This is a genomic window from Streptomyces minutiscleroticus (genome assembly GCF_014650875.1).
Classification (GTDB): Bacteria; Actinomycetota; Actinomycetes; order Streptomycetales; family Streptomycetaceae; genus Streptomyces; species Streptomyces minutiscleroticus.
In genome coordinates this window covers 35,170-55,235 of record NZ_BMVU01000018.1, presented here as the reverse complement: position 1 = coordinate 55,235, position 20,066 = coordinate 35,170, and the positions used below count along the sequence as shown (strand labels likewise).

Here is a 20,066-nt window from a genome sequence, read left to right as displayed (position 1 = left end):
GGCTATTTCGGTGCGGTGCGGAAAGCCGACATCCTCTCGGCCGGCCCCGCTGTCCGTATCTGGTGGTGTGTGGTGGCCGGATCGGGCGGGCAGGGGCGGTGCCGACGGGGATCGGGCGCGTCGGGTGCTCACTGCGCGTCGGCCAGACCTCCGCGCGGGGCGCCGAGCACCGGCGGGGGAGAGGCGCCGAGCACCGGCGGGGGAGGGGCGCCGGTGGAGAGGCGGACTGCGCGGGGTTCAGCTGCCGCAGGCGCAATCCGCGGCCGCGGGGGTGGCCTGCTTCTCGGTGCGGGGGGTGTCGGTGGAGGCGCAGCAGGCGCCGGCGCCTGCGTCGCCGGTGCTCGTGGCGCTCTTGCCGAGGGTGTCGGCGTCGGCCTTGACGACGTAGACCTCCCAGGGTTCCTGGCCGGGGCCGTGGACCCAGACCTTGTCCTGCAGGGCGTAGCAGCAGGAGGTGTCGTTCTCCTCGAAGGTGGCCAGTCCCGCGTCCTTCAGACGGCTGGTGGCCGCCTCGACCTGTTCGGTGGAGTCGACCTCGACGCCGAGGTGGTCCAGGCGGGTGTCCTGTCCGGGCTCGCCCTCGATGAGGACGAGTTTGAGCGGGGGCTCGGTGAGGGCGAAGTTGGCGTACCCCTCGCGCCGCTTGGCCGGTTCGGTGCCGAACAGCCTGGAGTAGAAGGTGACCGACGCTTCGAGGTCGCTGACGCGCAGGGCGAGCTGGGCACGGGACATGACGAGGACTCCCATCCGGATTGCATTGACGTCTGTCGATGCAGCATTGCGGCTTGGATCGAAGCCTGTCAACATAGACGCATGTCGAATCAAGAGCTTGTGGTGCTGGGCCAGGACGGCGGGACCGCCGCGTGCTGCCCGGGGCTGCTGACCGCGCCGCTGCACGAGGGGCAGGCCGAAACCCTGGCGAAGGTGTTCAAGGCGCTCGGGGACCCGGTACGGCTGCGCCTGCTGTCGATGATCGCCTCCAGGGCGGGCGGCGAGGTCTGCGTGTGCGACCTGACCCCGGCCTTCGACCTGTCCCAGCCCACGATCTCCCACCATCTCAAGCTCCTGCGCCAGGCCGGGCTGATCGACTCCGAGCGGCGCGGCACCTGGGTCTACTACCGGCTGATCCCGGAGATGACCGACCGCCTGGCCGCCCTCCTCACCCGCCCCGCCGGCGAACCACTGCCCGAGCGCACTGCACCGGCCGGAGCCGCCTCGTGACCGCACCCGCATCGGAGCGGAACGTCGCGGGCCGCCTGTCGTTCCTCGACCGCTACCTCGCCCTGTGGATCTGCGCGGCGATGGCCGCCGGCCTCGGGCTGGGCCGCCTGGTCCCAGGCCTGGGCGACGCCCTGGCGCGGGTGACGGTGACGGGGGTGTCCCTGCCGATCGCGCTGGGCCTGCTGGTGATGATGTACCCGGTGCTGGCCAAGGTCCGCTACGACCGCCTCACCACCGTCACCCGCGACCGGCGCCTGCTGCCGCTCTCCCTGGTCCTGAACTGGATCATCGGCCCGGCCCTGATGTTCGCCCTGGCCTGGCTGCTCCTGCCCGACCTGCCCGAATACCGCACCGGGCTGATCATCGTCGGACTGGCCCGATGCATCGCCATGGTCATCATCTGGAACGACCTGGCCTGCGGCCACCGCGAAGCCGCCGCCGTGCTGATCGCCCTGAACTCCGTCTTCCAGGTGATCGCCTTCGCCGCGCTCGGCTGGTTCTACCTGAGCGTGCTGCCCGGCTGGCTCGGCCTGGAACAGACCGCGCTGGAGGTGTCGGTGTGGGAGATCGCCCGCAGTGTGCTGATCTTCCTCGGCATCCCCCTGGCCGCCGGCTACCTCACCCGCCGCCTCGGCGAAAAGATCCGTGGCCGCGCCTGGTACGAGACCGAGCTCATTCCGCGTATCGGCCCGTTCGCCCTGTACGGGCTGCTGTTCACCATCGTCGTCCTCTTCGCCCTCCAGGGCGACGCCATCACCTCCAAGCCCCTGGACGTCGCCCGCATCGCTCTGCCCCTGCTGGCGTACTTCGCACTGATGTGGGCCGGATCCATGGTCCTGGGCCGCGCGGCGGGCCTGGACCACCCGCGCACCACCACACTGGCTTTTACGGCCGCGGGCAACAACTTCGAGCTGGCCATCGCCGTCTGCATCGCCACCTTCGGCGCGACCAGCGGCCAGGCCCTGGCCGGCGTCGTCGGCCCCCTCATCGAAGTCCCCGTCCTGATCGGCCTCGTGCACGTCGCTCTCCGCGCCCGCCGCCACTTCCCCACCCCCACCACTGCCCCCGCGCTCCAGGAAGACCCCGCGCATGCCTGACACCTCCGTGCCGTCCGTGCTGTTCGTCTGCGTCCACAACGCCGGACGCTCCCAGATGGCCGCCGCCTTCCTCACCCACCTCGCCGGCGACCGCGTCCGGGTCCGCTCCGCCGGTTCCGCCCCCGCCGGCGCCGTCAACCCGGCCGTCGTCGGCGCCATGAGCGAGGCCGGCATCGACATCTCGGCCGAAGTGCCCAAGGTGCTCACCGTCGAAGCCGTCGAGGCCTCCGACGTCGTCATCACCATGGGCTGCGGTGATGCCTGCCCTGTCTTCCCCGGCAAGCGCTACCTCGACTGGCAACTGAAGGACCCGGCCGGACAGGGCATCGACGCCGTCCGCCCCATCCGCGACGACATCGAACAGCGCATCCGAGCCCTGATGCTCGAGCTCGGCATTCGATGACGACCACACGGCTCTGCCAGTGGCGTGCCACAGGGTCCAGCTGCGATCTCTCGGTTTCATGACGGTGATGTGAAAGACAGTGGAGCTTCGTGCCGTGGCGCTGGTCAGCGGCTGCTTTGGTGGGTGCAGGCACTGTCCTTGCGTGAGAGTTCCGGTGCGCTACCGCGGTCACCAAGCGATAGATGCGCAGGTCGTGCACTGTCGGGAAGCCGAGAGACCGCACGGACGCCGGCGCTGCGCCACACCGTCGGGGCGCGGCAGGACTGGCCGGGCGGCCGGACCGCCTACCAGGTGAGCGTCGACCTCGACGGCTCGACGTCGATCAGGGCCCGGACGTACTGGTGGCCGCATCCGGCTGGTGGCCGCATCCGGGGCTGCGCGTCGCGCACCGCAGCGCCTGTGCGCCGTCCACCGGGCGGGTGGACGGCGGGAGCATGCCTACGGCCCGGCGATCAGCCAGAGGACGAGGGCGGCGTCCAGGTCCTGGCTGTAGCGGTACACGACGCTGATGCCGCGCCCGCCGGTCTGCTCGGGCAGCAGCTCCACGACCCGGGTCGGGCTGTGCGGATCGGTGCCCGGCAGGCCGCGCCCCTGCGCGGGGTTTTCTTCCAGCGCGCGGCGGACGCTCTCGGCGGCGGCCCGCTCGGGGCGGCTGAGCTCCGTCAGGATCTTCTCGGCGGGATCGCTGAGGAACGCGTGGCTCACCGGGCGGCCTCGGCGAGCTTGCGGCGCAGCTCCGCTTCGACGTCCTGGGTGGGACGGGCCAGGGCGGCCATGCCGCCGGGGCTGTAGCGGATGAGGACGCGGTGCCGGTATGCCTGGGTGATCTCGCGCACCCGGGTCAGGTCGTCCAGCTCGATCGCGTCGAGTTCCGCCTCGAACTGCTGCCGGTCACCGGGAAAGCCCCACGTGGACAGTGCCTCGCGCAGCTCGGCGAGCGTCCGCATCGGCGGGGCGAACGGGCCGGTGCCGGGCTGTGCAGTCACGGTGACCTCCTCCTCGTCGCTGTCTACGACGCTACCCCCGGCGGCGCGCCATGGGGGAAAGACCCCGGTGAGGGCCCTGCCGCCTTCCCCGCCAGCCCTCGTTCGCCCCTACGGCGCCGGGCTCCCTCCCCTACCCGTTCTGCGTGGCCGCCCCGTAGCTCTACGCAATTACGGAAACGGCAGCACACGCCAACGGCGTTGTACGGACAGGGAGCCTGCATACGGAGCTGCTCGGCCGTAACACCAACGGAAGTCTTGCTTTTGAAGGCATCCTTGCGGTCTCACGCCTTCGAAAGCCAGGACTGAACGGTTGATTTGATAACTATCCAAACGACGCCTCCTGCCCGACCCCCACCGGGACCGGAACCGGAGGTGTCCACCACTCGGGGACAGGTCCCCACCTCTGGCGGCTACTCCTTTCCGGTGGGGGCGGCCGGGGTGGCTCTGCGAAGGAAGCGGCAGACGGCGTCGCGGTTGCGGGTGAGGGCATCGATGCGGACGTTCATCTGCTCCACCTCGCGGGCGAGGTTGGCGGCGAGTTCCGCGTCGACCTGCGGCCGGAGCCGGGGGCCGGAGCCCTCGAAGCAGGGGACGACGACCCGGATGACACGGGTGGACAGGCCTGCGGCGAGGAGGTCGCGCACCTGCTCGACCCGCAGTACGGCGGACTCGGGGTAGGAGCGGTAGCCGTTGGCCTGTCGCTCGGGATGCAGCAGGCCCTGCTCCTCGTAGTAGCGCAGGGTTCTGGTGGTCACGCCGGTGCGGCGTGCCAGTTCACCGATTTTCATGGCGTGCACTCTTCCGCTGGTGCCGGCCCGCCGGGCCAGGCTTCACATACGCATCGGAGTGTACGTGCGCGCCGTGCGCGGACGGACGGCACGGCGCGGCCGGCCGGAGCGATGCGACCGGGCGCGGGAGGCGATGCACACCACGCTTGACCTTCACGTCAACGTGAACGTTTAGCGTCGGGAGAGCCGGCCGGTCACCGCGTCCGGCGCACCACCTCAGCTCTTCCGGAGTGAACGCATGTCCGACCGCCCCTCCCTGTTCGATCCCGTCCAGCTCGGGGCCCTGTCCCTGTCCAACCGCATCGTGATGCCGCCGCTGACCCGCAGCCGTGCCCTGGCGGACGGCCGCCCCGGGCCTTCCGCCAGGCTCTACTACGCCCAGCGCGCCTCGGCCGGACTCATCGTGACCGAGGGCACCGCCATCTCGCCCGAGGCCGTCGGCAACCCCGGCATCCCCGGACTGTGGACCGACGAACAGGTCCAGGCGTGGAAGCCCGTCACCGACGCGGTGCACGAGGCCGGCGCGGCCGTCGTCACGCAGCTGTGGCACACCGGGCGTGCCTCGCACCCCAGCCTCCAGCCCGACGGCAAGGACCCCGTCGGCCCCTCCGCCATCGGCATCGACGGCCTCACCTTCGCCCGCAACGGCCGCACACCGTACGTGACGCCCCGCGCGCTGGCCACCGAGGAGATCCCGGCGATCGTCGACCAGTACGGCAGGGCCGCCAGGAACGCGGCGGCCGCCGGTTTCGACGGCGTCGAACTGCACGCCGCCAACGGCTACCTGATCGACCAGTTCCTCCAGGACAGCGCCAACCGGCGCACCGACCGCCACGGCGGCAGCATCGAGAACCGAGCGCGCCTGCTCCTGGAGGCGGTCGACGCGCTGATCGACGCCTTCGGGGCGGACCGCGTCGGTGTCCGTCTCTCCCCGAGCAGCACCTTCCAGGACATGAGCGACTCCGACCCGGTCGCGCTGTTCACCCACGTCCTCGACGCGCTCGCCCAGCGCGACCTCGCCTACCTGCACCTGGTCGAGCCGGGCATCGTGGGCGACGACTCGGCAGCCGGGCAGCGCCCGGCCGACAGCATCGACAGCGCCTGGGTCCGCAAGCGCTACCCGGGGCACCTGATCGCGGCGGGCGGCTACGACCGGGAGACGGCCCTGCGTGCCGTGGAGAGCGGCACCGTCGACGCCGTGGCCTTCGGCCGCGCCTTCATCGCCAACCCCGACCTGCCCGCGCGCCTGGCCGAGGGAGCCGAGCTGAACGAGGCGGACCGCGCGACGTTCTACGGCGGTGACGACCACGGCTACGTCGACTATCCGTTCCTGAAGGCTTAGCGACCGCTGACCGGAGGGGGCGAGGCGAGCGCCGAACCGGCCTGCGGCCCGGTGCTCACCCGGTCACCGTGCCGGGGGAGCGGCGTCCGGCCTGGACCGTGCGGCAGCACAGGGCCGGTCACGCCTGACCGGCGCCGAGGGAGGCGGCCCGTGCAGCCGGACCCCGCACCCGCGGCCGCACCGGCCGTGGCGCGCAGCGTGGCGCGCCGTGCCTGGTGCGTTCCGGCCCGACGATGACAAGACGACCTTTCGCGCCCGGCCGCCCGTCGGCCGGCCCGCGCAGAGGAAGACAGCAAGGAGAGGCATGAACACAGCAGTACACCGGCGCAGCGCCCTGGTGGTCGGCGGTACCGGGATCGCCGGCCGGGCCCTGTGCCGGGAACTGGTCGCGAAGGGCTGGCCCACCACCAGTCTCTCCCGGCGGGAGACCGCCGCCCAGGACGGTGTGACGATGCTGCGTGCGGACCTGACCGATCCGCAGTCGGTGCAGGCGGCCCTGGCCGACACGGCCCCCACCCATGTCTTCGTCACGGCGTGGAGCCGCCGGCCGACCGAGGCGGAGAACATCACCGTCAACGCGGCCATGGTGCGCAACGTCCTGGACACGGCCGGCCACGCGGGAACAGTGCGGCACGTCGCGCTCGTCACCGGCCTCAAGCACTACCTGGGCCCGTTCGAGGCGTACGGCACCGGCACGACGCGGGACACACCGTTCCACGAGGACGAGCCCCGCCTGGACGCCCCGAACTTCTACTACGCCCAGGAGGACGAGCTGTGGGCGGCCGCCGAGCGGCACGGGTTCTCCTGGAGCGTGCACCGCTCGCACACCATCATCGGCTACGCGGTCGGCAACGCCATGAACATGGGGCAGACCCTGGCCGCGCAGGCGGCGCTGTGCCGGGCCGAGGGCCGGCCCTTCGCCTTTCCCGGCAACGAGGTGCAGTGGAACGGCGTCACCGACATGACCGACGCCGGTCTGCTGGCCCGCCAGATGGTCTGGGCCGCCACCACCGAGGGTCTGCCCAGCCAGGCGTACAACGCCGCCAACGGTGACGTCTTCCGGTGGCGCTGGATGTGGCCGCGGATCGCGCAGCTGCTCGGCGTGGAGCCCGAGGGCTACGCCGGCCGGCCGCGCCCGCTGGAGGAGCAGATGGCGGGGAAGGAGGATCTGTGGCGTCGCCTCGCCGAACGCGAGGGACTCGTCGAGGCCGATCTCACCCGAGTCGCGTCGTGGTGGCACACCGACAGCGATCTCAACCGCCCGGTGGAGTGCTTCACCGACATGAGCCGCAGCCGCGGCGCCGGGTTCGCCCACTACGTCGACACCCTCACCTCCTTCGCGGCCCTCTTCGAGACACTGCGCAACCAGAAGGTGATCCCCGCCTGACTCCTCTCGTGCCGGCGGGCCGCCGAACCCGGGACGGATGGGACGGACAGGACGGTCTGCGGCTGGTTCCCCGTCCCGTCCGGACCCGCAGGGCTCGCCGGCTTCCACACCGGCCGCCTCCGGCCGGCCTCACACGGCCCGCAGGAGTGGCGGCCGTTCGGCCGGAGCGTGCCCGCCCTCACGCAGACCTGGTCTTCCGAGTCATGATTCCGATTCAAGAGTGGAGCCGATGCACGGCTCGGACGGGACGGCCCAAGACCGAACTGGTACTGACTGCTCAAGAGTGTGAACGGCTTGAGGATCTGGTCCGGCGCGGAGCGACGCCGCACGCGCCGGCTCTGCGCTGCCGGATCGTCCTGGCTCGCGCTGCGGGCATCACCCATCGGGAGGTGGCGCGTCAGGTCGGGGCGGAGGAGCGCGCGGTCGGCGAGTGGCGGGCGCGTTCTGTGCGTGAGCGCATGGCAGGGCTGGGTGACCTGCCGCGTCCGGGCGGTCCGCGGTCGGTGGGTGACGAGCAGGTCGCCGCGGTGGTGAAGCGGACACGGGAGAGCAAGCCGAAGAACGCCACGCACTGGTCGACGCGGGCGATGGCGATGGAGACGGGGCTGTCGCACTCGACGGTGTCGCGGATCCGGCGGGGCCTGGTGTGCCGCAGCGCGGTCCGTGGGCGGGCGGCACGACAGGAGCCTGGTGAACGCCCCCTGGTTGTGGGCTTCAGCGCGGGGCATCAGGCGTGCCGTTGGAGCAACGTCTGTCGGCGGGTGTCGAGCGGGTCGCGTGCAGTGATGCCAGGAGGTGCAGCCGGTCCGCGTCGACGCTGCCCGGCTCAGCCGTCCAGACCAGCATGACCGGGCCGGGCGTACCGGGCAGCGGATAGGTGTCCCAGTCCAGAACGATGTCGCCGACCCCGGGGACGTGGAAGGTCTTGGTGCCGCTGACCGACGTGCCTACATCGTGCCGGGCCCACAACCGCCGGAATTCGGCGCTGCGGATGCTCAGTTCACCGACGACCGCGGTGGCTCGCGGATGCGTGGGGTCGGCGGCGACGGCGGTGCGCATCATGCCTATGTAGTCCAGAGCCTGCCGCTCCCAGTCCGGACAGCTCCGCTCGCCGGTCGGCGTGTCGTCGAACATCAGCAGGAGCATGTTGAGCCGGTGCGACGGGTGGCCGGCCGGGCTGCCGAGCAGCGCCTCCGCCATCGGGTTCCAGGCGAGCAGGTCCAGGTGCCTGCCGAGTACGACGGCCGGGGTGTCCAACACCCGCAGCAGCCGCCGTGTGTTCTCCGGCACCTGCTCCAGACCGCGCTCCACTCGGGCGAGCACGGGCCGGCGGACGGCGTGGGCCAGGGTGAACAGGTGCTGGCGCTCCTCGTCGTCGAGGACGAGCGCATCGGCGAGCGCGTCCAGGACTCCGTCGGACGGACGTACCTCCCGCCCCTGCTCCATCCGCTGGTAGTAGTCGGTGCTCAGCCCGGCCAGCAGCGCCACCTCCTCGCGTCGCAGCCCGGTGACCTTACGCCGGCCGCCCGGCTCCAGGCCGACGTCACCAGGGTGCAGCCTGCCGCGCCGGGCGCGCAGGAAATCACCGAGCTCACGAGCGTACGGATGGGCCATGCCGCAAGTATGCCGCCGCTCCGCGCGTTCAAGGTAGGTCTCGCAGACCTAGGCAACCGCGAACCAGCGAACCCGCCCGCTGTGCTCCTAGCGTCGTTGCTCCACCGCACGACGCCTACGACCACCAGGAGCAGCGCATGACCGGATGGAACGCCGACAGCATCCCCGACCAGCACGGCCGGATCGCCGTCGTCACCGGAGCGAATTCGGGTCTCGGCCTGGTCACCGCGGCCGAGCTGGCCCGCCACGGCGCCCACGTGGTGCTCGCCGTCCGTAACACCGCCGCCGGTGCAGAGGCCGCCCGCCGGATCGGCGGCGACGTCGAGGTGCGCGAACTGGACCTGGCCCGTCTCGACTCGGTACATGCCTTCGCCACCGGGCTGGTCTCCGATCACCCGGTCGTCGATCTGCTGGTCAACAACGCCGGCGTGGTCCTGCTCGGCCCGCGCCGCACCTCCGCCGACGGCTTCGAGCTGCAGTTCGCCACCAACATGCTGGGCCACTTCGCGCTGACCGGCCTGCTGCTCGGCGCGCTGGCCGCAGCGCCGGAAGCCCGTGTGGTCAGCCTCAGCTCGATCACCCACAAAAGCGCGCACCTGGACTTCGACGACCTGATGTCCGAGCGCGGCTACCGGGCCCCATCCGCCTACGGCCGGTCCAAGCTCGCCACCACGGTCTTCGGCGTCGAGTTGGACCGCCGGCTGCGCGCCGCCCGATCGCCGGTCATCAGCGTGCTGGCCCACCCCGGCCTCACCCGCACCAACCTGACGCCGCGTGCCTGGGAACACCGCGGCCGACTCGGGCGAGTGGTCGCGCGGCTCGGTCTGCTTGCCACCCAGCCGGTGGAGCAGGGCACGCTGCCGCAGTTGCGGGCCGCGACCGCGCCCGGTGTGCGCGGCGGCCAGTTCTTCGGGCCGGCCGGACTCTTCGAGACACGGGGCCGGGTCACCGAGGCCCGGCTCAGCCGGGAGGCGGCCGACCCGGCCGTCGGCGAACGACTCTGGGCAGCGGCCGAAGAACTGACCGGAGTCAGCTACCTGTGATCCCGGGACCGGGACGCCCGTCGGTCGTCGACTTCTGGGCATCAGTCCGCGAATGCGGCCACGTACGATGTCACGCACGGCTTCGGGGTGGCCAGTGAGGTGACGACGTGGCCGTCGACGGCCACGGGCGGATCGAACGGTACATGGATCAACCGCTCGGAACGGGACCCGGTGAGCTGCTCGGCCGGCATCAGTGTCCAGCCCCCGGGGTCGCGGCCCACCTCGAACAGCACGTTGGACAGGTCTCCGGCGGGCGGGCGCAGCGGGGCCACGGGCAGGGCGGCGAGGAACGCGTCGTGCAGTGGCGGGTCGCTGTCACGGGCGGGGAGCCGCAGTCCGCGTGGATCAAGGTGATGCAGGCTGACCGCCGGCCTGCCGGCGGCAGGGTGATCGCGCGCGAGCACCGCGTGCACCGGCTCGGACCAAGCACGCACCACCGTCATGGATGACGAGGCGATCGCGCCCCGTACCAGCGCCAGGTCCAGCTCGCCGTTGCGGACGGCGGCCAAGCGCGCGCTCACCGGGAGATCGATCAGCTTCGGCTCGGCAGGGCGTTCACTCACGCGCAGGCGGTCCAACGCGCGGTCAAGGCGCCAGGTGGCACAGGAGGCCGTCCCGATCCGCAGGACCGCGGCGCCTTCACCGGCCACTACCTGCACTCGGGCCGCCGCGGCGAGGGTCTCCCGGGCTGCGGCCAACACTCGTTCACCGGCCGCGGTGAGGCGCACTCGCCGCGAGGTGCGCTCCAGCAGCCGCACCCCGAGTTCGCGTTCGAGTCGGGTGATCTGCTGGCTCACTGCTGACTGCACGATGCTCAGCCGTTGTGCCGCCCGCCCGAAGTGCAGTTCCTCGGCGACGGTCACGAAGTAGTGCAGTGCCCTCAGTTCCATCACTCTGATCTATCACATTTTGTGATCGCTGCTGGAGGGCCTTGGTCCTTGTTCGCCCGGGCCGTCACCGCTGGGATGGGTGCGAGCCCTCCGCAGCGGCCGCTTCGCCGACCGCCGCGGGGCGGAGAGACCTGAACGGAGAACACGCATGAGCCAAATGACCCTGGGAATCATCGGAACCGGCATGGTGGGCGTCGCGGTGGCCCGCCGTGCCGTCGACGCGGGCCTGCACGTCGTCCTGAGCAACTCCCGCGGTCCCGAGACGCTGGCCGGTCCGGTCGCACGACTCGGTGGTCGGGCCCGCGCGGCCACCGCGGCCGAAGCGGCGAGCGCCGGTGATGTGGTCCTCGCCGCCGTGCCGCTGGCAGCCCACGAGCGGCTGCCCCGAGCCGAGCTTTCCGGCAAGACCGTGATCGACCCGATGAACTACGCGCTGTATCCAGGCTTCTCGGTTCCACAGCTCGACAGCAACGAGCTGACCTCCAGTGAACTGGTGCAGCGCCACCTCGCAGACAGCCGGGTGGTGAAGGCACTGCACAATATCGGCCCCAAGCAGCTGCTGGAGCTGTTCCGCCCTGCCGGAGCCGGTGACCGCACCGCGCTGCCGCTGTCCGGGGACGACGCGAACGCCAAGAAGGAGGTGGCCGACCTGCTGGACGTTCTCGGCTTCGACACCGTGGACCTCGGCACACTGGCCGAGAGCTGGCGCAGCGAACCCAACACCCCCCTGTACGCCCTTCCGTACATCGGGCAGCCGCCGTCAGGTCTCGCTCCGCAGGAATTCGTGGCCTGGGCCCAGCAGGCCACCGGCATCCCCGTCCCGGCCGCCCGCATCAAGGAACTCGCTGTGGCCGCAGTACGCGGACCCGCAGGTTTCCGGATGTAAGCGGCTGTTGCCGTTCCGAATCTGTAGGCGGAGTTTTCGCTGGTCAGGCATGGGGTTGGTGGTTTGGCGGGAGTGGTGACGTGTCGTGTCATCGCTCCCGGGAGCTCGCGGATGCCGTCGGTTGTCGGACTGCTGGAACAGCGCGAACTCGCCGCTCGCCGTCGAGTCGACGGGGTGCGTGAGGAAGCAGACCGCCTCCAGGCCGAACTGTCCGCGGCCGAGCAGGAATGGCAGGAGTGGGCGACTGCCCGCAGGCAGGTGGGCGCCGTCCTGGCTCCGGACATGGGCATGGCCGCTGGTCAAGAGGCCGCCTCCGGCCCGCAGGCCGAGGGCACGCGCTCGATGCCTGAGCAGGCCGCGAAACCGAAGTCGCAGGTACCGATGCGGCGTGAGGGGCTGGTCTGATCGGTGCTGTCGGTGGACTATCAGCGCATCCTCACCGCGCTCGCGGACCGGCATCGGCTCTGCCAAGCGCCGCTGACCTGGCAGGAGTTGGCCGTGGCGTTCGGCCTGGACGCGGTGCCGGCCTCGGTTGAGGCACTGCGGTCGAAGGTGAAACGCCTGATCTCGTGGGGCTGGCCGGCCGAGTGGCGGCCGGGTCGGTTCACCCTCGCTCAGGGTGTGGCCGGGCAGGACGGCGCGTCATGAGCAGGGTCATCGACCAGTAGACCATCGCCTCGGCACTGGCGGTGCGGCGTTCGAAGTCGCGCACCAGAGGGCGGATGCGCATCAGGTGGGCGAAGAACCGCTCGACGATCCACCGCTTGGACAGCACCACGAAGCCGCGCATGTCGTCACTGCGTTTCACGATCGGCAGGACCAGCGCGAGCGTGGCCAGGCAGTGGGCGGCGAAGCCGCCGGTGTAGCCGCTGTCGGCCCAGAGGAGTTCCATCTGGTGGTGCATGTCGGACCTGCCCGTGCAGCACGTGGGCCGCGGTGCGGTCACCGGTGTACGCGGCGGTGACCCTCACGTCCAGCAGCAGGCCGAGCGTGTCGACCAGGACGTGCCGCTTGCGGCCGTTGATGAGCTTGCCGCCGTCGAAGCCGCGGCTGTCCGTTGCGACGACGGCGTCCGCCTTGACCGACTGCGAGTCGATCACACCGGCCGTCGGTGCCGCGTCGCGGCCCAGCGTTTCGCGCACCTGTCCGTGCAGCCGGTCGTGGAACTCCCGGGCCAGGCCATGCTTTCGGCAGCCGTCCCAGCCGCAACAGATCCGCCGGGTCGGCGGCGTCCCCCTCGTCGTTCCTCACCCGCCGGTGGGCGAACCCCTTCACCCTCAGCGGATGGGTGCAGGGGCCCGGCGCGATGGCGTCCAGGGGGCCGGGCGGGGTGAACCACTGGTCCCAGCAGAAGGAGAAGGCGCAGTTGACCAGGGTCTGGTGGCGGCCGATGGCACGGTTGGAGCGGACTTGGAAGTCGGCTCAGCCGAGTTCGTCCTTGATCTGTTGTCAGCTCTGCTCGATCCATGGCCGCAGGCCGTGGAGGCGGGCGATCTCGGTCAGGTCGGCCGGTGGACGTGGACTCGGCGAGGCCACCGTCCAGCGGGTGGTGCGGAGCCTCGAGGAACAGGACGAGGGCGCAGGGGTAGTCGTCGGTATGGGCGCCGTGGGTGTCGCCCTCGCGGTGCAGGATGTTCAGTACGTGCCGCTCCAGCGCGTCCGGGACGGCGACGACGCGTTCACCGACGGCAAGGCCGACGAGCAACAGCAGCCCCTGGTCCTCATAAGGCGGGGGATCAGTCGGGACTCCCGGGCAATGCCATGACCGCCGAGGGGGTGAATTCGCACGGAGGGGTGGTTTACCGCTGCGGCCTGGACCCCGGCGGGCCTGGTCAGGGTGTCCTGGGGTGAGCGGCGCATGCCGCGAACGGACGGCATGGAGGATGAGATGCGAGAGCGAGTACCGCCCTTTGGCTTCTCGGTGTATGACGGTGACGTCGCCGACGACGGGGTGCGAAGGACGGGCGCGCTCCTCGCGCCGGTGGTGCCATGAGCCGTCAGTGGGGCATGAGCCAGACACTGCTCACCGGGTCTGTCGACCGCCCAGGTATCGATGCCTGCCTGAATGGGCACGTGGTCACGGTATGCAGTTCCCAGTGGGTGCATGCCGAACGCGAGGTGCGTTCTTGGGCGGCACGCCACGGCCTTGTGACTGGTGGGGAGGAGACGCGGCGGCTGGCGCGGATGGGGCACGGGAGGATGGCCGGCTGGCTGGCTCCTCAGGCTGTCCAGGCGGAGCTGGTGCTGGTCGCGCAGTGGAGCGCCTTCATCGCTTCGGTCGACGACGGCTTTGACCGGCACGGCCAGTCACCGCAGCAGGCCCGGGATGTGCTGGACCGGCTTTTGGACGTGCTCAGCGCCGCGGACGGAACAAGGTACCCGGTGTCGGCCCCGCCGGCGGTACGGGCACTCGCCGATCTGTGGGAGCGCACCAGAATCGCGGCCCGACCGGCCTGGAGGCAGCGCTTCCTCGCGCTGTACCGGGACTTCGCCGACGCCACAGTCACCGAGATCCGGCTGCGCGCCCGTGGCGAACGCCTCGGACTCGACGACTACCTGGCTTTGCGCCGCCGCACCATCACGGTGCTGCCGGTGTGCGCCGTGGTGGAGCGGGCCTTGCCCGCAGCGGACGGGCTCGACGGACTGCGGGAGGCGGCCGCCGACATCATCGCCTGGGCCAACGACCTGCGTTCCGCGCCGCGGGAGGTGGACGAGGGCACGGAGAATCTCATCAGCGTGCTCGCCCGCCACCACCGGTGCAGCCCCTCCCGGGCCGCGGCACTGGCCCGGGACATGCTGGCCGAGCGCATGGACGACTTCGACCGGGCCGCGCACGGCGGGCGGGCCGCGATCATCCGTCGCGTACGGGACGGCTGTCTTGCCTGGCAACGAGAGACCCACCGCAACCCCGCAGGCGGCTGCATCACCGCCGATGTTCCCGAGCGCGGCGTTCGTGCGCTGGCGCAGCACTTGGCCGTCGCTGTGGATGCGGCCGGCCATGTGGACGACCGGTGCGGCAGCCGCGTGCTGGAGACCACTCTGCTGCTGGCCCTGCTGCGTGCCCAAGGAGCTGAGCCCGGTGAGCAGGCTGGGCTCACCGGCTTCCTGCGCCGGCGCCGGCCCGGGGCGAGCAGGCTGGATGCCCTGCTGATCGACGCCTGCCTCGACCCGGCGGGCATGGCCGATCGCGCGCTGGACGAAGCCGCCGGTCTGCCCATGTCGGTCGGTAGCGGCACTGCCGGGCGCGGGCGGCTCAAGGCGGTCATGCTGAACACGGTGCTGCATCTGCTGTGTGGCTCGGCCCTGGACGACAGCGATGCTCCCGCTCCGGTGGGTCCGGAGGGCATCACGACCTTCACCGACGTGCACGTGCTGTCGACTCGTATCATTCACGCGCACGCCTGCGGCCGCCCGCACATGGTCACCGAGGCGGAGCGGAGCCGTCTGGTGTCGCTGATGTCGGCGGGCCGCAACCGGGTGCTGTGGGAGGCCAGCGCCACCACCTACCTGCTGGGCCTGCACGCGCTGCGCACGTTCCGGCCCGGCAGCCCCGTCCTCGAGGACGGTCTGCTGCGTTTGTGCCTGGCCGTCAACGCCGACGACGGTATGCCGTTCCTGGACAGCCAGGACGTGTGGCTGACCGCCGTGGCGGGCCTTGCCTTCACCGGTGAGGACACCTTGGCACGGTTCGTGCCCCGGATGGCTGATCTCGTGGCGTCCTGGCAGGCCCCGGACGGGGGCTGGCCGTTCGCCACCGGCATGCAGCAGACCGACGTGGACACCACCGCCCGCTGCATGGAGTTCCTGCACGCCATCGACCCCGACCGCTACCGTGAACCCCTGGCAAGGGCGACCCGGTACCTGACCGGCATCGTCGGCCCGGACGGCGCATTCCCCACCTGGGTCCGCGGCGACGCCCCGGACCTGGACATGACCGCCGGTGCGATCCTCGCTCTGGCCCCCCGGGCGCACCAGCACCAGCGCCTTCTGGCTGGTGCACTCGAATTCGTGCTCAACGCCCAGCTGTCCGACGGCACGTTCGAGCGCAGTTGGACGGTCAGCGAGTCCAGCGCCATCCTGCGCGCCCTGGACGCCCTGGACGCGGTCCCCGCGCCCAGCACCGGTTTCGCTGCCCGGATCGCCGCTGCCACCGCCCGGTCAGTGGCGCGCCTCGTCGCGACGCAGCACACCGACGGCGGCTGGGGCCAACTTCCCGGCGACCCCAGCGACGTGCTCTCCACCGCCCAGGCCGTCCCTGTGCTCGCCCGGCACAGCGAGCAGCTCGCCCTCGGCCGAGCGGTCACGTACCTGCTGAAGCAGCAGGACACCGATGGCGGATTCACCTCTGCGCCCGATCAGGTCGGCCCCCGGCCGCTGCCGTTCGACTACCCGGTGCTCACCGACCTCCACACCCTCTCCGCCCTGCGCAGCGCCCGACTGCCGGCCATCCCGGCCCGCCGTACCGCCCCCAGCGCTTCCACCGCGAACTGGCCGGCACTGGAGGCGAGCCTGCGCGGTGTGCTGCTCCGGCCCGAGCATGCCGCCTACGAACAAGCCCGCCTGCTGGTCAACCAACGTTTCGATGGCATCCGTCCGCAGGCGATCGCCTACCCGGCCGATGCCCACGACGTGGTCGAATGCGTCAACTTCGCCCGCATGAGCCGTGTTCCGTTGGCACTGCGCTCCGGCGGGCACAGCTACGCCGGATACTCCACCGGCCCTGGACTCGTCCTGGACACCAGCTCCCTCAACTCCAGCACCGTCGGCGACGGACGGGCGCGGTTCGGCGCCGGTGTCAAGGGCCGGCAGGCCCACCAGGCGCTGGCCGCCGCCGGAGCCGGCCTGCCGCTGGGCCGGTGCCCCACCATCGGACTGGCCGGGGTCACCCTCGGCGGCGGACTGTCCGCGTTCACCCGAGCCTGGGGCCTGGCCTGCGACCATCTGGAAGAAGTCGAGATCGTCACCGCCGACGGCCGCATCCGCCGGGTGCGCGCCGACTCACCGTCCCCGGACGACGACCTGTTCTGGGCTCTGTGCGGGGGAGGCGGAGGCAACTACGGCGCGGTCACCGCGTTCGAGTTCGGCACCGAAGACATTCGCGGCCTCACCTACGCCAGGTTCCTGGTCAGCTGGTCCACCGCCGATACCGCGGCGGTACTGCGCGGCTGGACGCTCTTCAACGCCGACCCGGCCACACCACGTACGGTGACCTGTGCCTTCGAGCAGCTCAGTGACTCCGGCACGCCTTCGCAGCCCACTGTGACCGGAACCTTCATCGGCACGCCCAGCGACCTCGATCCGGTGCTGGACCGGCTGGTCGCCGCAGTGGGCAGACCCGAAACCGACCGGATGATCGTCCCCTGCGACTACGCACGGGCCGCCAACGAGACGGACCGCTGGGGCGGCGGCACCTGGGGACCGCGGGTCGCCTTCGCCGCCAAGTCGCACATCGTGCGCGAACCACTCGGTCCGGCATCAGCAGCCCAGATGGCGGCATCCCTCGATCACCTGCACCAGTTCACCGGCGTGGGCGGAGCCGGCGGTCTGCTCATCGACGCCCTCGGCGGCGCTGTCAGCGACCGGCCCCCGAACGCCACGGCCTTTCCGCACCGGGCAGCCGTCGGCGTCGTGCAATACCACTCCTACTGGCACCAGTTCACCGATCGCGCGCACGTCGATCGCCGACTTCACTGGCTACGCGACATCCACGCCACCATGCAGCCCCACCTCGGCACCGGCGGCTACACCAACGGCATGGACCCCGAACTCGCCGACTGGCAGGCGGCCTACCACGGTGAGAATTACCCGAAGATGCAACGCGTCAAGGCCGCCCACGACCCGGAGCAGCTGTTCACCTTCCCCCAAGCGGTCACAGGCCGGCCGACCGGCCGATGAGCGCCAGCACCCACCACGCGGCCGTAGGTGGCAGTGGCGGTCGACTCCGCGGGCACGGGCCTGTATCTGCCCCTGTCGATGCTGTACTTCCTGAGGGCCACCCACCTGGACCTGGCGACGATCGGTGTCCTGGTCGGTGTGACGACCGCGCTGACCCTACCGGTGCCGATGATGGTCGGACGGCTGGTCGACCGGTTCGGAGTGCCGGCGCGGTTCTCACGGTGTGAGGACGACTTTTTCGCAGTGGTCCTTCTTGTTCTTGAACAGGTCGTAGCCGGTTGGTGCCTCGGTCAGGGGCAGGCGGTGGGTGATGATCCGGGTGGGGTCGATCGTGCCTTGTTCGATCAGGCCCAGCAGCGGTTGCATGTACCTCTGCACGTGGCACTGTCCGGTGCGCAGGGTCAGGGACCTGTTCATCCAGGCGCCCGCCGGGAACTTGTCGATCAGCCCGCCGTAGACGCCGATGACCGACACTGTGCCGCCGCTGCGGCAGGACACGATGGCCTGGCGCAGAACGTGTGGCCGGTCGGTCTCGGAGCGGACCGCCTGCTTGGCGCGGTCGTAGAGGTGGACGTGGGAGGCGCCGTGGGTGGCTTCCAGGCCGACCGCGTCGATGCACTTGTCGGGGCCGCGGCCGCCGGTGAGTTCCAGCAGTGCCGACCGTACGTCCACGTCCTCGAAGTTGACGGTCGTGTAGCCCTGGGCGGCGGCCATGTCGAGACGGTAGGTCTCCTTGTCGATGGCGATGACCTTTTCCGCGCCCAGGACGCGGGCGCTGTCCATGGCGAACTGGCCGACCGGCCCGGCACCCCAGACGGCGACGACGTCGCCTTCCTGGATGTCGCACATGTCGGCGCCCATGTACCCGGTGGGCAGGATGTCGGACAGGAACAGCACCTGCTCGTCGCTGAGGTCCGACTCGATTTTGAGGGCGTTGACGTCGGCGAATGCCACCCGGGCGTATTCGGCCTGGCCGCCGGCGAAGCCGCCGGTGAGGTGTGAGTAGCCGTAGATGCCGCTGGTGGGGTGGCCGAAGAGCTTTTCCGAGATGCCGGCATTGGGGTTGGTGTTCTCGCAGCACGAGTACAGCTGCGCGCGGCAGGACGCGCAGGCGCCGCAGGCGATGGGGAAGGGCACGACGACCCGGTCGCCGACGCGTAGTGTGCCGTCGCTGATGCCGGGGCCGACCTCGACGATCTCCCCCATGAACTCGTGGCCCATGATGTCGCCCTTTTCCATGGTGGGGACGTAGCCGTCGAGCAGGTGGAGGTCGGAGCCGCAGATCGCCGTCGAGGTGATCTTCACGATGGCGTCGCGACTGTTGAGGATCGAGGGATCGGGCACGTCCTGCACCTCGACCGAGTTGCGTCCCGTCCAGCAGTTCGCCTTCATGCCAGGGCCTCCTTCAGTTCGTTCTCGGTCAGCGGCCGGGCCGGGTGCTGCGGGAATTCCCCGCGGGCCCGCTTGCCGCCGGGTGCGCCCTCGGAGCGGACGACCTCGCCGGTCTCCGCGATCTGCTTGAAGCGGCGCAGGTCGTCGTCCAGCTGCTGGTGCGGTTCCTCGCCGAAGTAGCGCGCCGCGGCCTTGCCGAGCGCCCCGCCGGGCAGGTCGTAACGCAGGGTCACCCGAATCTCCGTGCCCCGGCCACCGGGGGCGGGCACGAAGCGGACCTCGCCGGAGTTGTCGATGTCGGCACCGTCCACCGACCGCCAGGCGATCAGCCGGCCGGGAACGTCCTGCGTGGTCTCGGCGTCCCATTCGACCGCCTTGCCGAACGGCGCGTTCGCCCGCCAGTGACTGGTGCGCGCTCCGGTGACGCGCACCTCGTCCAGGTGCGCCATGAAGTCCGGCAGCCGCTCCAGATCGCTCCAGAGGGCGTAGACCTCGTCCGGGGGTGCGGTGACGGTGGTGGCCGCGGTCAGTTCCATGGGGGTGCTCCTGTGGGTGCGGGTCACGGCCGCGTAGACGTCCGTGGCCGTGATGGCGGTGACCGCGGCGGTCGCGGCGACGGTGCGGCCCAGGCCGCGGCCGTCGTGGTTCTTCAGGGCCCGGGCCAGCATCGTCAGGTCCATGAGGTCGCCGCCGACGCGGCCCCACAGCCAGGCGGGACGAGGCCGCCCCAGCAGCCCGGTCGCCGCCGCCAGCTCGCGCACGCCGACGGCGGTCGTGGCCGAGCGGTGCCGGAAGGTGTCGTCCACGCCCAGGGCCCGGGCGAAGCCGACCGGGGCGACGACCTGGGGCACGCCCAGAAGCGCGCTGGCCCAGCCCAGGCCACGCACGAGCCGGTCGTGCTGGAGGGGAGAGGTGGAGGGGGTGTCTGTCTTCATGGGTGCTCCCGCGTGCGGTGAGGGGAAGACGGGCCACGTGAGGGGGAAGGCGAAGCACGTATGGCGGACCATGCCGGAGTTTCCGCGTGGGGCGCCTTCAACCCTCGGATCCGTCACCGAAGCGGCGCGGCCGTCCGGTCGCGGCGTGGACGTGACGCGCGCCGTGGGCTCCACAAGCGTCCTCACC

The 20,066-nt window shown here is 71.0% G+C and carries 18 protein-coding genes and 4 pseudogenes; 10 read left to right on the top strand and 12 right to left on the bottom strand.

Annotation, left to right across the window (positions count from 1 at the left end; all coding sequences use genetic code 11):
* Positions 1-237 precede the first annotated feature (237 nt).
* The gene (locus tag IE271_RS19095; protein ID WP_190191558.1) at positions 238-732 is read right to left on the bottom strand and encodes an ArsI/CadI family heavy metal resistance metalloenzyme; all 495 of its coding nucleotides are present in this window, start codon (positions 730-732) and stop codon (positions 238-240) included.
* A gap of 81 nt (positions 733-813) precedes the next feature.
* Here IE271_RS19095 and IE271_RS19090 point away from each other — a divergent pair, with 81 nt between their 5' ends.
* From IE271_RS19090 to IE271_RS19080, 3 genes are all read left to right on the top strand, one after another.
* On the top strand, positions 814-1,221 hold the full coding sequence (locus tag IE271_RS19090; protein ID WP_190191557.1) for an ArsR/SmtB family transcription factor: 408 nt from the start codon (positions 814-816) through the stop codon (positions 1,219-1,221).
* Positions 1,222-1,301: 80 nt separating this feature from the next.
* Positions 1,302-2,318, top strand: coding sequence for an ACR3 family arsenite efflux transporter (gene arsB / locus IE271_RS19085; RefSeq protein WP_229919435.1), 1,017 nt, complete (start codon positions 1,302-1,304; stop codon positions 2,316-2,318).
* Positions 2,311-2,721 (top strand): arsenate reductase ArsC, encoded by a 411-nt coding sequence (locus IE271_RS19080; RefSeq protein ID WP_190191555.1) that lies wholly within the window; start codon positions 2,311-2,313, stop codon positions 2,719-2,721. Before arsB ends, IE271_RS19080 begins: the two co-directional genes overlap by 8 nt.
* 438 nt (positions 2,722-3,159) lie before the next feature.
* Here the strand turns inward: IE271_RS19080 and IE271_RS19075 are convergent, their stop codons facing one another.
* The 3 genes from IE271_RS19075 to IE271_RS19065 form a co-directional block, all read right to left on the bottom strand.
* Positions 3,160-3,426 (bottom strand): hypothetical protein, encoded by a 267-nt coding sequence (locus IE271_RS19075; RefSeq protein WP_190191554.1) that lies wholly within the window; start codon positions 3,424-3,426, stop codon positions 3,160-3,162.
* Positions 3,423-3,707, bottom strand: a complete 285-nt coding sequence (locus IE271_RS19070; protein ID WP_373308791.1) for a hypothetical protein — start codon at positions 3,705-3,707, stop codon at positions 3,423-3,425. Before IE271_RS19070 ends, IE271_RS19075 begins: the two co-directional genes overlap by 4 nt.
* Positions 3,708-4,117: 410 nt before the next feature.
* Positions 4,118-4,495: a MerR family transcriptional regulator gene (locus tag IE271_RS19065; protein WP_190191553.1), complete on the bottom strand. Its 378-nt coding sequence runs from the start codon at positions 4,493-4,495 to the stop codon at positions 4,118-4,120.
* A 238-nt stretch (positions 4,496-4,733) separates the two neighbouring features.
* On the opposite strand from IE271_RS19065, the gene IE271_RS19060 reads away from it, so the two are divergent.
* From IE271_RS19060 to IE271_RS43355, 3 genes and pseudogenes are all read left to right on the top strand, one after another.
* Positions 4,734-5,837, top strand: a complete 1,104-nt coding sequence (locus IE271_RS19060) for an alkene reductase (protein WP_190191552.1) — start codon at positions 4,734-4,736, stop codon at positions 5,835-5,837.
* Between the two features lie 304 nt (positions 5,838-6,141).
* On the top strand, positions 6,142-7,224 hold the full coding sequence (locus tag IE271_RS19055; RefSeq protein ID WP_190191551.1) for an SDR family oxidoreductase: 1,083 nt from the start codon (positions 6,142-6,144) through the stop codon (positions 7,222-7,224).
* Positions 7,225-7,427: 203 nt separating this feature from the next.
* Positions 7,428-7,844, top strand: a pseudogene (locus tag IE271_RS43355) (helix-turn-helix domain-containing protein); the annotation flags it as partial.
* A 94-nt stretch (positions 7,845-7,938) separates the two neighbouring features.
* On the opposite strand, the gene IE271_RS19050 reads toward IE271_RS43355, so the two are convergent.
* On the bottom strand, positions 7,939-8,838 hold the full coding sequence (locus tag IE271_RS19050; RefSeq protein WP_190191550.1) for a helix-turn-helix transcriptional regulator: 900 nt from the start codon (positions 8,836-8,838) through the stop codon (positions 7,939-7,941).
* A 137-nt stretch (positions 8,839-8,975) separates the two neighbouring features.
* Here IE271_RS19050 and IE271_RS19045 point away from each other — a divergent pair, with 137 nt between their 5' ends.
* Complete coding sequence (locus IE271_RS19045) at positions 8,976-9,881, top strand: oxidoreductase (protein WP_190191549.1); 906 nt, start codon at positions 8,976-8,978, stop codon at positions 9,879-9,881.
* Between the two features lie 41 nt (positions 9,882-9,922).
* On the opposite strand, the gene IE271_RS19040 is transcribed toward IE271_RS19045, so the two are convergent.
* The gene (locus IE271_RS19040) at positions 9,923-10,771 is read right to left on the bottom strand and encodes a LysR family transcriptional regulator (RefSeq protein WP_190191624.1); all 849 of its coding nucleotides are present in this window, start codon (positions 10,769-10,771) and stop codon (positions 9,923-9,925) included.
* A gap of 79 nt (positions 10,772-10,850) precedes the next feature.
* On the opposite strand from IE271_RS19040, the gene IE271_RS19035 reads away from it, so the two are divergent.
* Positions 10,851-11,657: an NADPH-dependent F420 reductase gene (locus IE271_RS19035; protein ID WP_190191548.1), complete on the top strand. Its 807-nt coding sequence runs from the start codon at positions 10,851-10,853 to the stop codon at positions 11,655-11,657.
* A 111-nt stretch (positions 11,658-11,768) separates the two neighbouring features.
* Positions 11,769-12,305, top strand: a pseudogene (locus IE271_RS19030) (hypothetical protein).
* On the opposite strand, the gene IE271_RS19025 reads toward IE271_RS19030, so the two are convergent.
* From IE271_RS19025 to IE271_RS44355, 4 genes and pseudogenes are all read right to left on the bottom strand, one after another.
* The gene (locus IE271_RS19025) at positions 12,262-12,549 is read right to left on the bottom strand and encodes a transposase (RefSeq protein WP_190191547.1); all 288 of its coding nucleotides are present in this window, start codon (positions 12,547-12,549) and stop codon (positions 12,262-12,264) included. The pseudogene IE271_RS19030 and the gene IE271_RS19025 sit on opposite strands and share 44 nt — an antisense overlap.
* A complete protein-coding gene (locus tag IE271_RS43975) occupies positions 12,452-12,757 on the bottom strand; it encodes a transposase (RefSeq protein ID WP_373308794.1) in 306 nt (101 codons plus the stop codon). The genes IE271_RS19025 and IE271_RS43975 overlap by 98 nt, the downstream gene beginning before the upstream one ends.
* Positions 12,758-12,947: 190 nt before the next feature.
* Positions 12,948-13,190, bottom strand: a pseudogene (locus tag IE271_RS44360) (IS701 family transposase); the annotation flags it as partial.
* 19 nt (positions 13,191-13,209) lie between these two features.
* Positions 13,210-13,677: pseudogene (locus tag IE271_RS44355) on the bottom strand (HalD/BesD family halogenase); the annotation flags it as partial.
* 179 nt (positions 13,678-13,856) lie between these two features.
* Here IE271_RS44355 and IE271_RS19010 point away from each other — a divergent pair.
* Positions 13,857-17,552 (top strand): terpene synthase family protein, encoded by a 3,696-nt coding sequence (locus IE271_RS19010; protein WP_190191544.1) that lies wholly within the window; start codon positions 13,857-13,859, stop codon positions 17,550-17,552.
* 216 nt (positions 17,553-17,768) lie between these two features.
* Here IE271_RS19010 and IE271_RS19005 read toward each other — a convergent pair whose 3' ends face one another.
* A complete protein-coding gene (locus tag IE271_RS19005) occupies positions 17,769-18,944 on the bottom strand; it encodes a zinc-dependent alcohol dehydrogenase (RefSeq protein ID WP_190191543.1) in 1,176 nt (391 codons plus the stop codon).
* Positions 18,941-19,879: an SRPBCC family protein gene (locus IE271_RS19000; protein ID WP_190191542.1), complete on the bottom strand. Its 939-nt coding sequence runs from the start codon at positions 19,877-19,879 to the stop codon at positions 18,941-18,943. The genes IE271_RS19005 and IE271_RS19000 overlap by 4 nt, the downstream gene beginning before the upstream one ends.
* Positions 19,880-20,066 lie beyond the last annotated feature (187 nt).